Origin of the sequence: Ochrobactrum sp. CGA5, assembly GCF_006345815.1 — a bacterium.
Taxonomy (GTDB): Bacteria; Pseudomonadota; Alphaproteobacteria; order Rhizobiales; family Rhizobiaceae; genus Brucella.
Genome location: NZ_VCIG01000003.1, coordinates 168,700 through 183,799 on the forward strand (window position 1 = coordinate 168,700; position 15,100 = coordinate 183,799).

Genomic DNA, 15,100 nt, shown 5'->3' on the forward strand with positions numbered 1-15,100 from the left:
AAGCATCCTGAAATTTGGAGACCGCCACAGATGAATATGACGAAAACTGCCATGCTGATCGCCCTCATGACGGTCATGTTCATGAGCATCGGCTATTTGCTGGGCGGCGGCGGAGGCATGATGATCGCGCTTGTGATCGCTGTCGCCATGAACCTGTTCGGCTACTGGAACTCCGACAAGATGGTGTTGCGCATGTACAATGCGCAGGAAGTGGATGAGCGCAGCGCGCCGGACTATTACCGCATGGTAAGCGGCCTTGCCGCCAATGCGGGCCTTCCCATGCCGAAGGTCTACATTATCCATGAAGACCAGCCGAACGCTTTTGCCACGGGCCGCAACCCCGAAAATGCCGCCGTTGCGGCGACGACCGGGCTCCTCAACCGCCTGACGCCGGAAGAGGTCGCAGGCGTGATGGCGCATGAACTGGCGCACGTTCAGAACCGTGACACGCTGACCATGACCATCGTGGCAACGCTTGCCGGTGCCATATCCATGCTCGGCAATTTTGCCTTCTTCCTGGGCGGCAATCGCGAAAACGGCAACGGCATTATGGGCGTGGTCGGCACCATTCTTGCCATGATCGTCGCCCCTTTTGCCGCGATGATCGTGCAGATGGCCGTGAGCCGTACCCGCGAATATGCCGCCGACAAACGGGGCGCAGAAATCTGCGGCAACCCGCTATGGCTGTCTTCGGCGCTCGACAAGATTGCGCGTGGCGCCAAGGCGACCATCAATGAGAATGCCGAACACAACCCGGCAACCGCGCATATGTTTATCATCAATCCGCTGAGTGGACGGGGTGCCGACAACCTTTTCTCGACCCACCCGGACACTGACAATCGCATCGCGGCGCTAGAACAGATGGCCGCTGAATTGGGCATCCGCTCGGCTGGAATGATGCCGCGTGCCGCAGCCTCTTCCCAAAGCAGTGGTCCATGGGGTAATGCAGGCGGTAACAGCAATGGTGGTTCCGGTTACCGGGGACCGTGGTCGTAATAAAGTAGAATAGTGTGAACGATAAAAAACCTGCGCCGAAGCGCGGAAACAAAAAGCTGCAAACGAGCAAAAGCGCCGCAACTGATCGCCCTGGTCTGGCGGCGCGTTTGTGTGCAGCCCGCCTTCTCGGCGCAGTGATCGAAAAAAATACCTCACTTGACGGCCTGACCGACAACACCCACGGCCATCCGCAATATCTGGCGCTGGAGCCGCGCGACCGCGCGCTGGTTCGCGCCATTCTGGGTTCTGCGCTGCGCAATCGCGGCAGCATCGAACGCGCCATCAACAAGCGGCTCGACCGGCCATTGCCCGAAAATGCAGTGGCTCTCAAACATCTTCTGCATGTCGCCGTCGCCCAGATTTTCTATCTCGACCTGCCCGACCACTCGGCGGTCGATCTGGCGGTAGAAGCAGCGAACAACGATCCGCGCAACCGCAAATATGCCGGCCTCGTCAACGCACTGCTGCGCCGTCTTTCACGCAACAAGGAACGCGCGCTCGCCCATACGCTTGAGCCCGAAACCAACGTGCCGGAATGGTTTGCCAAAAGCATAGCGGAGGCTTATGGCGCGGAAAAAGCCGCAACCATTCTCGCCATGCACGCCTATGAGCCGCCCATTGATTTCACGGTCAAGGGCGATGCAAAGGGATGGGCCGAAAAGCTCGGCGGTGTCGCACTGCCCAACGGTTCGGTACGCCTGCAAACGGTCGAGGGCAATCTCACCGATCTGCCCGGCTTTGCAGAGGGCGACTGGTGGGTGCAGGACGTGGCGGCAAGTCTGCCTGCCCGTCTGATGGGCGATATCAAAGGCAAACGCGTTGCCGATCTGTGTGCCGCGCCCGGCGGCAAGACCGCGCAGCTTGTGCTTCAGGGCGCAGACGTGACCGCGCTCGACCTTTCCGAAAACCGGCTGAAACGCCTGCGAGGCAATCTGGAACGCCTCGGCTTTGAAGCGACGACGATCGCCGCCAATCTGATGGACTTCAAGCCGGACGATTTGTTCGATGCCGTGCTTCTGGATGCTCCCTGCTCATCCACCGGTACGGTGCGCCGTCACCCGGATGTACCGTGGACCAAGACGCCGCAGGACATCGCAAAACTCGCAGAACTTCAGGGCAAGCTTTTGGCGCACGCGGCCACTCTGGTCAAACCCGGCGGCGTAATCGTCTTTTCCAATTGTTCCCTGCATCCGCTCGAAGGCGAGGAAATGGCCCGCAAGGCGGCGGAGAATCCATTACTGGAGCCTTTCCCGATCACTGAGAACGATTGTCCCGGTCTGGATGGGCTGGTGACAGCAGAAGGTTTTCTGCGGTCCACTCCGGCAGATCTGCCACCGGATCGTTTTGAAGGTAATCCACACATGGCCGGCATGGACGGCTTCTTCGCGGCCCGCTTCAAGCGCGTATAAAACCGCTAAACAAACGTTTTCACATACCGGGTGCATTTCCGTCCGGTATGGTTAACGCTCGATTCACCATTTCTGTACAATTGTATCAAAGGAAACCGGCTGCTCGATCTGGCCACAAGACAATGACAAACGATACGGAGAAAAACCGGGTGGCAGTCGCCCTCAGCGAAACCCCACATCTTTGGGGACTGGCCGTAGCACAGGCGTGGCGCAAGTTCAGCCGCCGTCTGCGTATGGGGCCGCTCTATCGCTGGCGGTTCACCGGCTTTACCCCGGATCGTATCCTGATCGCTCCGCCCGACCTGCGGGTGGCCGACCCGCAACTGGCACAGGAATTCTATCACGGTCGCTTTGCGCTGGCCGGGCGTCTGGTTGAAACCGGCGGACTGTCGCCCTTCGCTGTCGAACCGCCGACGCCGGAATGGGAAGCAGCGCTTCAGAGTTTCGGCTGGCTGCGCCATCTGAAAAGCGCCCATAGCGAACTGGCGACTGCCAATGCGCGCGCGCTTGTCGATGACTGGATGCGCATGTTCGGCAAGCGGATCGGCGGCATCGCCTGGTCGCCCGAAGTAACGGCCCAGCGTATCATCGCCTGGCTTCAGCACTCGAACCTCATCCTGTCCGGCGCCGAACTCCCCGCCTATCGTCGCTTCATGCGTTCTCTGGCCATGCAGGTGCGTTACCTGCGTACGGTAGCAGCGGCCATGGATGATGGCGAGGAACGCTTGCGCGCCCGCATCGCTCTTGCCTTCGCGGCTCTGGCGCTGCCGGTTTCGCCACCCACAGCACGCGCCGCGCGACGCAATCTGGAATATGAGCTGAAACGCCAGATCCTGCCCGATGGCGGACATATCTCGCGTAATCCAGTCACGGTTCTGGAACTGCTGGCCGATCTTCTGCCGCTGCGCCAGACCTATGCCAATGGCACGGAATCCCCGCCCAAGGCGCTGATCGAAGCCGTCGAGCGGATGTTGCCGGCCCTGCGTTTCTTCCGCCATCAGGATGGCAGCCTGGCGCTTTTCAACGGCGTCGGCCCCACCATGCCGGAACGGATCATCTCGGTTCTTCGGCATGATGAGACCGCCGGATCGCCGCTAACTCACGCGCCCTATTCCGGTTATGAGCGGCTATCGATGGGTGCAACTACAATAATCGCTGATACCGGTCTGCCCCCGCCCGTCACCGCATCGCGCGATGCCCATGCCGGTTGTCTCGCTTTTGAAATGTCCTCCGGGCGCCAGCGCTATATTGTCAATTCCGGCATTGATCGTTTCGGTCCGCCGGAATTTCGTCCATTGGGCCGCTCGACAGCAGCGCACTCCACTGCCACGATCAACGACACATCCTCGTGCCGCTTCAGTTTCAAGGCAGGTCTCTCCAATATGATCGGTACGCCGATCATTGCAGGTCCGACACGCGTGCAGCGCGACCGGATCGAGGAAATGGGACGACAGGGGTTTGTCGCCAGCCATGACGGCTATGCGCGCCTGTTCGGCATCTATCATGAGCGCCGCCTCGTGCTTTCGCACAATGGCAGCGTGATCCAGGGTGCAGACCGCTTCTATCGCGGCGATGGCCGTCCGTTGAAAGCAAGCGGGCGGGACAATATCGCGGTGCGTTTCCACCTGCATCCATCGGTCGATATTTCGTTCGATGAGAACGGATTGATCGTTCTGTCGGCAGATCGCGACGACACGTGGGTCTTCTCCTGCTTTGAAGTTGCGCCGCAACTGGAAGATTCAATCTTCTTTGCGGGTTTCCGTGGCCCCGTGACATCGAAGCAGATCGTGCTCTCTTTTCCCGCCTCCGAATTGCCCGAAGTGAACTGGCAATTCAGCCGTGTCGCACTCGGCAGTTACGCATAATAGCAGAGCGCTACGATGCTAACGCCATCCAAGCCCTGAGTATACTCAAGCGCCGCACGCGCTTAGCCAAGTATCGGTGGGTCAAGCTCATCGATATTTGGTATAAAGTTCAAATCGGTCTTTTGCGGTAGGATTCTCGGCGCGCCTGTGTTAGGGCGAGCCGTCCACTTTCCTGAACGCATCCGTTTCAGCAACGAAGAGACCAACTCCCTATGGCTGTCAGCTCCAAGCATATTCCCGCTCCCGATCTTCATCGGGTGCGCCGCGCCCTCCTTTCCGTTTCCGACAAAACCGGCCTGATCGATTTCGCCCGCGCACTCCATGCCCATGGCGTCGAAATCCTTTCGACCGGCGGCACCGCCAAGTCGATTGCCGCCGAAGGCATTCCGGTGAAGGATGTATCCGAAGTGACCGGCTTCCCGGAGATCATGGACGGGCGCGTCAAGACGCTGCATCCGGCAGTCCATGGCGGTCTGCTCGCCGTGCGTAACGACCCTGAACATGTTGCGGCCATGGAAGAACATGGCATTGGCGGCATCGACCTCGCCGTCATCAATCTCTATCCTTTCGAGGAAGTCCGCTTCAAGGGCGGCGACTACGACACGACCGTCGAGAATATCGATATTGGCGGCCCGGCGATGATCCGCGCTTCCGCCAAGAACCATGCCTATGTCGCAACGGTTGTTGATCCTGCCGATTATGCCGACGTCGTCACTGAGCTGGAAAAACATGCAGGCTCCCTGCCGCTCGCCTTCCGCAAAAAGCTCGCGGCCAAAGCCTTCTCGCGCACGGCAGCCTATGACGCCGCCATTTCCAACTGGTTTGCCGAGGCAATCAACGAGGAAACACCGGTATATCGCTCAGTTGCCGGCAAGCTGCATTCCGTCATGCGCTATGGTGAAAATCCGCACCAGACAGCAGGCTTTTATCTCACTGGCGAGAAGCGTCCCGGCGTCGCCACTGCGACCCAGCTTCAGGGCAAGCAGCTTTCCTACAACAACATCAACGACACCGATGCGGCTTTCGAGCTGGTGGCCGAGTTCGATCCGGTTCGCACTGCAGCCGTCGCCATCATCAAGCACGCCAACCCATGCGGCGTGGCGGAAGCTTCCACCATCAAGGAAGCCTATCTCAAAGCGCTTGCCTGCGATCCTGTTTCAGCCTTTGGCGGCATCGTTGCGCTCAACAAGACGCTTGACGAGGAAGCCGCTGAAGAGATCGTGAAAATCTTCACCGAAGTCATCATCGCACCGGATGCGACCGAAGGCGCACAGGCCATCGTCGCGGCCAAGAAAAACCTGCGGCTGCTGGTAACCGGCGGTCTGCCCGACCCGCGCGCCAAGGGCATTGCCGCGAAGACGGTTGCCGGTGGTCTGCTGGTCCAGTCACGCGACAACGGTGTCGTCGACGATCTCGACCTCAAGGTTGTCACCAAACGTGCGCCGACCGAAACCGAGCTCAACGATCTGAAATTCGCCTTCCGGGTCGGCAAGCACGTGAAGTCGAATGCCATTGTCTATGTGAAGGACGGCGCAACCGTCGGCATCGGTGCGGGACAAATGAGTCGCGTCGATTCGGCCCGTATTGCAGCCCGCAAAGCTGAAGATGCTGCCGAAGCCGCCGGTCTTGCAGAACCGCTCACGAAGGGTTGCGTGGTCGCTTCCGATGCGTTCTTTCCGTTTGCAGACGGTTTGCTTTCCGCTGTTCAGGCTGGCGCAACAGCGGTCATCCAGCCAGGCGGCTCGATGCGTGACGACGAAGTGATCGCCGCCGCCGACGAACATGGCATTGCCATGGTCATGACGGGAATGCGCCACTTCCGCCACTGACCCCTTTAAAATACCCATTTATCAAAAGCCCCGGAACCAACCATTCCGGGGCTTCCGTTTACGTTGAGTTTCGTATTGTTTCGTTTACATTCGTTTTGAATTGAGAGAGTTGGAGCGCACCCCGAAAAGTGCGAGGCGGTTTTCGGATGAGATGCGTATCAAAATAAACGGGAGGAGCCTGCCCCATGACGCAGTTTATCGGTTCCATCGACCAGGGAACCACGAGTTCGCGTTTCATCATTTTCGACAGGCAGGGTGATATCGTCGCCAGCGACCAGCGCGAACATGAACAGATTTATCCGAAGGCAGGCTGTGTCGAACATAATCCGATAGAAATCTGGCGCAACACCCAGCATGTCATTGCCGCCGCACTCAAAAAGGCGAAATTGAAGGCAAGCGACATTGCCTCAGTCGGCATCACCAACCAGCGCGAAACGACGCTGCTTTGGGACAGAACGACCGGCGCACCACTCCATAATGCAATTGTCTGGATGGATACGCGTACCGACGAGCTCGTCGCCCACTACACGAAAGAGGCCGACACGGACAGCTTGCGCGCCAAGACAGGCTTGCCAATCTCGACTTATTTCTCCGGGCTCAAGCTACGCTGGATACTCGACAATGTTCCCGGTGCGCGCGAAAAAGCCGAATCCGGCGACGCACTTTTCGGCACCATCGACACCTGGCTGGTCTGGAACCTGACAGGCGGCATAGATGGCGGCATCCACATAACCGATGTGACCAATGCGTCCCGTACCCAGCTTATGGATCTTTCGACATTGAAATGGGATGGAGAGATTCTTGGCCTGTTCGATATTCCACCGGCCTGCCTGCCGGAAATCCGCTCTTCCAGCGAAGTCTATGGCGAGATCACCCTGCCGTCTCTTTCCGGCGTCAAACTCGCGGGCATTCTGGGCGACCAGCAGGCCGCCCTGTTTGGTCAGGCATGCCTGGAACCGGGTGAGGCCAAGAACACCTACGGCACCGGCTGCTTCATGCTGATGAATACCGGCCAAAAACTGGTCCCATCCAATTATGGCCTCCTGACCACGGTTGCCTACAAACTTGACGGTGCAGAGGCGGTCTATGCGCTTGAAGGTTCTATCGCCATCACCGGCGCGCTGGTGCAGTGGCTTCGCGACAATCTCGGCATCATCAGGAACAGCAGCGACATCGAAACCCTGGCGCGCACCGTCGAAGACAATGGCGACGTCTATTTCGTTCCTGCCTTTTCCGGCCTCTTTGCGCCGCACTGGCAAGATTCCGCGCGCGGCATCGTTGCCGGTCTTACCCGCTTCGCCAACAAGGGACATATTGCCCGTGCGGCTCTGGAAGCGAGCGCCTATCAGGTGCGCGAAGTGCTGGACGCAATGGTGAAGGATTCCGGTGTCGAGATCACGGAACTGCGCGCGGACGGCGGCATGACCATCAACGAACTGCTTATGCAGTTCCAGTCCGACATCCTGGATGTGCCGGTCGTGCGCCCAAAAATCATCGAAACGACGGCACTGGGCGCGGCCTATGCGGCAGGGCTCGCCGTCGGTTACTGGAAGTCCACGCGGGACATCGTGGAGAACTGGCAGGTGGGCCATCGATGGCATCCGCGAATGTCATCGGAAGAGAGGGCTCGCCTGTTTCACTCATGGGAAAAAGCCGTGCAACGTTCGCTCGGCTGGGTCGAATGATAAATAACCAACCCCACCCGGCCCGTCACAGCGGGCCGGTCACAGGCAGTTTGTCGGCTGGATAAGGTGTTGTCGCAATAAGCGCCAGGCCAAGTGCAAAGAATATGACAAGTACCGACATGCCGAGGGCCGCAGATCCGCTGAACGCGGTAATCGTTGCAACAAGAAACGGCCCCAGAAAGCTGGTCGCACGCCCGGCCAGTGCGTAGATGCCGAAATAGCGCCCCGATTCCTCTGGCTTGATGCTGCGTGCGAACCATGACCGCGACGACGCCTGAACCGGGCCAAAGGCTGCACCAATCATCAGGCCATAGATGAGATAGGCATGCTCCGCAGGGCTGGAGAACACCCCTCCTTCTGGAGTGGGCCCAAAAGACATCAAGCCGAACAAGGTGTAGTCACGTCCAGTCGAGACAATGCCGATAGAAGCAAGCAGCAAGAGCACCAGCGAAGCGATCACGACAGCTTTGGAACCGATCCACGTGTCAACCCGGCTTGCGACCAGACAACTGAAAATGGCCATGACATTGAGGATCATTCCGAAAAGCCCGGTCTCCGTGATCGTCCAGTGGAACAATGCCGCAGCATAGCCAGCACCGAGCGCCAGCGTGGCGGTGACGCCATCCTGATAAACCATGCGCGCCAAAAGGAAACGGACAAGTCCCGACCGTTTGCGCGCCTCGGTCAGGGTAACCTTCAGTTCCCCAAAACCCGAATGCAACGCCTTGTGCAAAGGCTCGCCGCGCTCCGCGTCCGGCGTGAACAAAAACATTGGCAGGATAAAGACAAAATACCACAGGGCAGCCAGCGGTCCCGTAATGCGCGCATCCTCCCCTTGTACGGGATCGAGACCGAACAGCGGCTTCATGCCGATTATGGTAGTACCGGTTTCAGGCGAGGCCGCCAGGCACAGCACCACAAAGATGAGTACGATCATCCCGCCTAGATAGCCGAGCCCCCACGCGATGTTGGAGACACGGCCGATATCCTTGCTCGGCACCAGACGTGGCATCATGGAATCATTGAAGACGATCGAAAACTCGGCGGCCACCATAGCTATCGAAAATGCACACAGCACCCAGAACAGGCTGGCCCCCGGTATCGCGAACCACAGCAGGCAGAGGCCGGTGATCTTTAGAACGGCGAAGAAAGCGATCCACGGTTTGCGCGCGCCTGTCCGATCCGCCACAGCACCAAGAATCGGCGAAAGCACAGCGATAAGGATACCGGCAGCGGCAAACCCATAGCCCCAGGCCACCTGCCCCGCTTCAGGATTTTCAGCCATGCGCGAAATGAAATAAGGCCCGAAGATAAACGTGGCCACAACGGTGAAAAAGGGCTGTGCGGCCCAGTCAAAAAATATCCACCCCCAGATGCCACGCCGCGAGGCATGACTGCGAATGCTCGCAAACTGATCGCTCAATTGCTTTTTCCTTCCCCCGAAACCGAAAGCTGTTTCCCGACTAAAGACCGCCAGTCGATTGGATGCTTTTCTTCTATTATCGGAAGCATATAGCCTGAAAGAGGCGCTTGAAAGAAACAAAAAGGGCGACCGAAGCCGCCCTTTTGCAAGTTTATGTCGTTGTTTTCTACTGTGCGAGGTCGGACATCAGGCCGGCTGCAACCGCCAGTCGTGAGACTGTCAGGTCACCGCCCTCCGTCAGCGCCACCATGCGACTCTTCACCTGCTCGATACGTGCGCCATCGGCTGCAAACCAGGCCGTGGCCGGATCCTTGTCCTTGGCGAACCGCTTGAGCGCCGCAATGGTAATACCGCGTGCGGCCTGCGTGATCGTATCGCTCGCACGCGACAGCGCCAGCCCGTCATAGTAGTCAGTGACCGGGATAGAGCGCGCGGCTTCCTCGATGCGGCCGATGCGAAAGGCTTCCGAAACCCCGAAATAGGTTTTGGCGGTCACCACCCGGTCGGCACCTGCCAGATGCGCAATCAACGCGATGTCCGGCATGATGCCCGCGAGCTGTAGATTCGCAAGACGCTGAGCCAGTTTTTCCGATGCGCCTTTCTTCACGAAAGCTGCCTTGTCGGCCTCAAGCGTGCTCTTCAGATATTCCGGCATCAGACCGTCAAAACGCGGTTCCAGTTCGGCACGTGCCCTGGTGATCGTATCCACCAGTTCCGTCAGGTTGGCGCGTGTCGTATCGTTGCGAAGTACCCAGGCCGTTGTCGCCTGCAACATCTCGCCGACGAGATGGTAAAACTGGTTCTGCACATCACCCGGCACCTTGTTGTCGAGCGCATCGATGGCATCATAGATCGTGTCGATGTCGAAACCGTCACGCACCGCCACATAGGCGCGCACGATATCGGCAGACGACTTGCCGGTCGTATCAGCCAGACGGCTTACAAACGTGATACCGCCACGATTGATGACATCGTTTGCCAGCAAAGTAGCGACGATTTCACGACGCAGACGATGGCCGGAAATTTCCTCGGCGTAGGTCTTGGTCATACGTTTCGGGAAATAGCCGAACAGAAGCGACTGGAAGTAAGGCTCGTCTGGAAGCTGGCTTGCAACCAGATCATCCGACAGGGACAACTTGGCATAAGCAAGCAGAACCGCCAGTTCCGGTCGCGTCAGCGGCTGGCCTGCCTTCTGGCGTTCAGCCAGCAGCGCATCGGACGGCAGATACTCGACCTTGCGATCGAGAAGCTTGCGGTTTTCCAGCTCCGCCATGAACCGTGCCTGATAAGGCAGTTCAGCCAACCCCTGCCTTTCGCTGAGCGAAAGCGCCAGCGGCTGCAAGTAATTGTTGCGCAGAACCAGTTCGGACACATCGTCGGTCATACTGACCAGAAGTTTGTTACGTGCCGGACGCTTGAGCTTGCCCGAACGCATGGCAGCGGCAAGAGCGATCTTGATGTTGACCTCGACGTCCGAGCAGTTGACGCCCGCAGAATTATCGATGGCATCGGTATTGCTGCGACCACCAGCCAGCGCATATTCGATGCGCCCGCGCTGCGTCACACCGAGGTTTGCACCTTCACCAATCACACGCGCACCAACTTCCGAACCTGTGATACGGATCGCATCATTGGCGCGGTCGCCTACCTGCGCATCCGTTTCAGCGGAAGAGCGGATGTAGGTGCCGATACCGCCGAACCAAAGGAGATCGACCTTCGATTTCAGAATCGCGGTCATGATTTCCTGCGGCGTGCCGGAGGTCTTTTCAAGGCCAATGGCTGCGGCCGCTTCCGGCGACAGGGTGATCGTCTTCTGGCTGCGGCTATAGATGCCGCCGCCAGCCGAAAGCTTGGAACGGTCATAATCCTGCCAGCTCGAGCGTGGCAGCTCGAACAGACGCTTGCGCTCGGCAAAGCCGTCGGCTGGAACCGGGTTCGGGTCGATGAAAATATCGCGATGGTCGAACGCCGCCACCAGCTTGATCTGTTCAGAAAGCAACATGCCGTTGCCGAACACGTCTCCCGACATGTCGCCCACACCGGCGACCGTGAAGGGCTCGGTCTGGATATCCATGTCGAATTCACGGAAGTGCCGCTTCACGGCTTCCCATGCGCCGCGCGCTGTGATGCCCATGCCCTTGTGATCGTAACCGGCGGAACCGCCGGATGCGAAGGCATCGTCCAGCCAGAAATCATGCGCTTGGCTGATAGCATTGGCCGTATCCGAGAAAGTGGCCGTTCCCTTGTCGGCAGCAACGACGAAATAAGGATCGTCATTGTCATGGCGCACGACTTCCGCCGGCGGCACGACATGACCGTCCTCAATATTGTCGGTAACCGACAGGAGCGTGGAGATGAATACCTTGTAGGCATCGCGTCCAGCTTCAAACACTGCATTGCGATCACCGCCGACCGGCAGACGCTTTGGATAAAAACCGCCCTTGGCGCCGACCGGCACGATCACCGCATTTTTGACCTGCTGTGCCTTCACAAGACCCAGTACTTCGGTGCGATAGTCCTGTGCGCGGTCCGACCAGCGCAGACCACCACGGGCGACAGCGCCAAAGCGCAGATGCACGCCTTCCACTTCCGGTCCATAGACGAAGATCTCGCGATAGGGGCGCGGATCCGGCAGACCTTCTACCAGACGCGGATTAAGCTTGAAAGCGAAGGTGACACGTGGCTTGCCGTCGGCGTCCGGCTGGTACGCATTGGTGCGCAGCGTCGCTTCGATCAGATTGCGGAAGCGGCGCAAAATCTGGTCATCGTCAATGCTTGGCACGCCGAGCAAAGCGGTTTCAATACCGTCGACCAGTTTCTTTTCAGCCGCGTCGCGCCGCTTGGCCGAAGGGTTGAAGCGCAGATCGAACAGCGAATAGAGATCGCTGGCGATTTCCGGATAACGGTTCAGCGCTGCAGCGATGAAGCCCTGCGAATAGGCGATACCTGCCTGCTGCAGATAACGACCATAGGAACGCAGAATCATGATCTGACGGGCAGTCAGACGCGCAGTCTGCACCAGCGCGTTATAACCGTCATTGTCGGCCAGACCGTTCCAGACATTGCGGAATACATCTTCCAGCATCTCGCCATCGTCAGAAAGATCAACGGCAGCGCCATAGGCATTCACGAGCTGCATGTCGTGCAGATAGACGGTCGCGCCGTCCTTGCCCGCGTTTAGCAGATCGATGGTCTGCTCGCTGACGACACGGAAGCCCATGTTTTCCAGAAGCGGCACGCGCTGCGACAGCACAACCGGCGCGCCATGATGATAGATTTTCAGCGAAACCGCATCAGGACCATCCGTTCGATAACGATAGAAGTCCACGAAAAGCGGCGCTTCTGCGCTGAGGTCGGCAATGCGTTCCGCGTCGACCAGCGCTTCCGGCGCCGTGAAGATTTCGCGATAGGATGGCGGGAAGCTTGCAGCAAGCGCCACAATCTTTGCGTCGCCGCTGTCAGAGCTCTCCCGCACGGCATCATCCCATGTGCGGACGATGGCACGCACTTCGGCTTCCAGCGCTTCGCGATCCACATGTGGCGTGGAGCGCTCATGACGTCGGATCACGAACTGAACGCGCGTCAGCCCGTTCTGCAGGAAGACCGGGTGGAATTCAAAACTGTCGCCGCCATAGACGTCGACCAGGTAATGACCGATCTTCTCGCGCACGACCGAGTCGTAGCGATCACGCGGGATATAGACCAGCACTGTGGCAAAACGGCCAAAGCGGTCAAGACGCGGAACGGCACGCACACGGGGACGTTCACCAAGCGCCAGGATCAGTTCGGCATTGGCTGTCAGGCTTTCCACATCGATCTGGAAAAGCTCATCACGCGGATATTCTTCCAGCACATTGATGAGCGCCTTGCCCGAATGGTCTTCGGGGTTAAAGCCCAGATGCTTGATGACCGTTTCCGCCTTGGAGCGGATGAACGGAATGCCTGCCACCGAACTCGTATAGGCAACCGAGGTGAAGAGACCGACCAGGCGCAGTTCGCCTATGGCCTCGCCTTTCTCACCGAATATCTTCACGCCGACGTAATCGAGATAAGAGCGGCGATGCACCAGCGAAAGCGAATTCGCCTTCGTCACGATCAGCGGCTCGTTGCTGTCGAGAAACTCTGTTACCTCACGCGGCGTCACCGTGTCATCGTCATCCTTGCGCAGGACGCGGACTTCATTGTCGTTGAGAATACCAAGCGTTTCCTTCACCGGGACCAGTTCACGCTTGTCGCCCTTGCCCTTGAAGGTCAGCTCGCGAAGTCCGAGGAAGATAAAACGGTCGTCGCGCAACCATTCGAGGAATGCGATGGCCTCCGGCATGGCCGGGTCGCCTGTCATTTCACAAACGCGCTTATAGTCGGCGATAGCGCCATCAAGACGCTTCAGCATTGGCTTCCAGTCGCTGACGGCGGAGCGAACCTGTCCGAGTACACGCTTGATCGCAGCCGTCAGATCGGCCCTGGCCTGCTTGTCGAGAACTGGAAGATGAATCTGTACCAAGCTGACACGCTCAACGCCCTTGGCGGGCGCGAGCTGCGTTGCTTCGCCAAGAATGACGAGTTCGTCCTTCTCCTGGGTAATATCCAAAACTGGATGCACGACCATGAAAATCTGGTTGGCATGATCGTTAAGCTCACCCATGATGGAATCGAGCAGGAACGGCATATTGTCGTTGACGATGGTGATGACGCTCACCGGGCGGCCATGGCGTTCGATACCGTTATCGACGCTGATGATGCTCTTGCCCTTGCGATAGGATTCGAGGGCGGCATAGCCGTGACGGGCTGAACTGTCGAGAGCGGCAGCATCGTAAGCGGCCAGATCTTCTGGCGGCGCCCATTCGAAGAGAAGCTGCGAGAAGGCTGTAAGCGCCTTCGACTTTCCTCCCTTCTTTTCCTCCTTGCTTGCCTTGGAACCTTTAACCTTGCTCGACCGATCCTGCTTTGCAGTCACGTCGGATACTCCTGTCATGATGGCAATGCGCGCCAAACTAGCAGATTAGGCCTCAGATTCGATGGCAAATAGTTGGAGACAACCAAAAATTTCCCGAAAAGTCCCAGAAAGCGTATTAAATCCATTTAATTTGGAACAAAACTTCGGAAACTTCCCGCAAATTTTCGGAAAATGTCGGCGATTTCCGCGCCTGAGTGCCAAAACCTACGCAAACGGGCCAAGCCACAAGCAGGCTCCGCCACATTTCAGACTAAAGTTGCAGATGATTCTGATAAAAATTCCAACCGGTCACAGTTCGATCAGATGGTCATCAAGCTCGTTGGCATTCTCCGGTCCCGCCGGAAAATGTTTCTCCAGCAGAAGCCTGGCCTGGCCGATGGCCAGCACGAACCCTTCCGCCACTTGCGCGCGGGAGGCGTGATGGATGAGCGTCGCGACGATTGCATTCCATTCGTCCTGTTCGACACGCGCATGGATGCCCGCATCGGCGATCACCTCAGCGTAATGTTCCGCCATTGAAACGAAGAGCAGAATGCCGGTGCGATGTTCGGTGATATGCACATTGCGCGCCAGAAACTGCTGTAGCGCGTTGAGATGCGCACGCTTGTAACGGATGCGGCGCGGCACCAGCAACATGCGGATTGCAGGAAAAAACCACAACACCAGCATTGCGGTCAGGAACGCTGCCAGCACAGCAAGTCCGAACATGGGCAGGCGGATATCAAACCAGTACCAATGGGCGAGAAAGGCTGCGACAACCGAAGCGATCAGGATACCGCAGGTCGCAACAAAGCCCGCCGCAAAGAAATAGTCGTCGCTCGAGCGCGCAAGAACGGCATATATTTCGCCGCTGGTTTCGGCTTCCGCCTTGCGGATAGCCTCGGCTATGCGGGCATGGTCCTCGGCGCCAATCAGTGTGTGGTGCTTCATCGTTGC

The 15,100-nt window shown here is 58.3% G+C and carries 8 protein-coding genes; 5 read left to right on the top strand and 3 right to left on the bottom strand.

From position 1 onward, the window contains the following. Positions 1–30 precede the first annotated feature (30 nt). From htpX to glpK, 5 genes are all read left to right on the top strand, one after another. Positions 31–996 carry a zinc metalloprotease HtpX gene (gene htpX / locus FJQ48_RS03660; protein WP_139973842.1) on the top strand — a complete coding sequence of 322 codons (966 nt, stop codon included), beginning with the start codon at positions 31–33 and terminating at the stop codon, positions 994–996. Between the two features lie 14 nt (positions 997–1,010). After that, positions 1,011–2,405, top strand: a complete 1,395-nt coding sequence (locus tag FJQ48_RS03665) for an RsmB/NOP family class I SAM-dependent RNA methyltransferase (protein ID WP_139973843.1) — start codon at positions 1,011–1,013, stop codon at positions 2,403–2,405. A 122-nt stretch (positions 2,406–2,527) separates the two neighbouring features. After that, the gene (locus tag FJQ48_RS03670; protein ID WP_139973844.1) at positions 2,528–4,270 is read left to right on the top strand and encodes a heparinase II/III family protein; all 1,743 of its coding nucleotides are present in this window, start codon (positions 2,528–2,530) and stop codon (positions 4,268–4,270) included. A gap of 212 nt (positions 4,271–4,482) precedes the next feature. Then, entirely contained in the window at positions 4,483–6,099 is a 1,617-nt protein-coding gene (gene purH / locus FJQ48_RS03675) for a bifunctional phosphoribosylaminoimidazolecarboxamide formyltransferase/IMP cyclohydrolase (RefSeq protein ID WP_139973845.1), read from the top strand. 185 nt (positions 6,100–6,284) lie between these two features. Beyond that, on the top strand, positions 6,285–7,784 hold the full coding sequence (gene glpK / locus FJQ48_RS03680; RefSeq protein ID WP_139973846.1) for a glycerol kinase GlpK: 1,500 nt from the start codon (positions 6,285–6,287) through the stop codon (positions 7,782–7,784). Between the two features lie 25 nt (positions 7,785–7,809). Here the strand turns inward: glpK and FJQ48_RS03685 are convergent, their stop codons facing one another. The 3 genes from FJQ48_RS03685 to FJQ48_RS03695 form a co-directional block, all read right to left on the bottom strand. Continuing rightward, positions 7,810–9,207 carry an MFS transporter gene (locus FJQ48_RS03685; RefSeq protein WP_247870289.1) on the bottom strand — a complete coding sequence of 466 codons (1,398 nt, stop codon included), beginning with the start codon at positions 9,205–9,207 and terminating at the stop codon, positions 7,810–7,812. Between the two features lie 166 nt (positions 9,208–9,373). Next, positions 9,374–14,164 carry an NAD-glutamate dehydrogenase gene (locus FJQ48_RS03690; protein WP_139973847.1) on the bottom strand — a complete coding sequence of 1,597 codons (4,791 nt, stop codon included), beginning with the start codon at positions 14,162–14,164 and terminating at the stop codon, positions 9,374–9,376. A gap of 288 nt (positions 14,165–14,452) precedes the next feature. Then, on the bottom strand, positions 14,453–15,094 hold the full coding sequence (locus FJQ48_RS03695) for a TPM domain-containing protein (protein ID WP_139973848.1): 642 nt from the start codon (positions 15,092–15,094) through the stop codon (positions 14,453–14,455). Positions 15,095–15,100: the final 6 nt, after the last annotated feature.

Excerpts from the sequence above, each read along its gene's own strand:
- htpX (WP_139973842.1), top strand. The coding sequence starts at position 31 with ATGAATATGACGAAAACTGCCATGCTGATCGCCCTCATGACGGTCATG.
- FJQ48_RS03695 (WP_139973848.1), bottom strand. The coding sequence starts at position 15,094 with ATGAAGCACCACACACTGATTGGCGCCGAGGACCATGCCCGCATAGCC.
- glpK (WP_139973846.1), top strand. The coding sequence starts at position 6,285 with ATGACGCAGTTTATCGGTTCCATCGACCAGGGAACCACGAGTTCGCGT.
- FJQ48_RS03670 (WP_139973844.1), top strand. The coding sequence starts at position 2,528 with ATGACAAACGATACGGAGAAAAACCGGGTGGCAGTCGCCCTCAGCGAA.
- purH (WP_139973845.1), top strand. The coding sequence starts at position 4,483 with ATGGCTGTCAGCTCCAAGCATATTCCCGCTCCCGATCTTCATCGGGTG.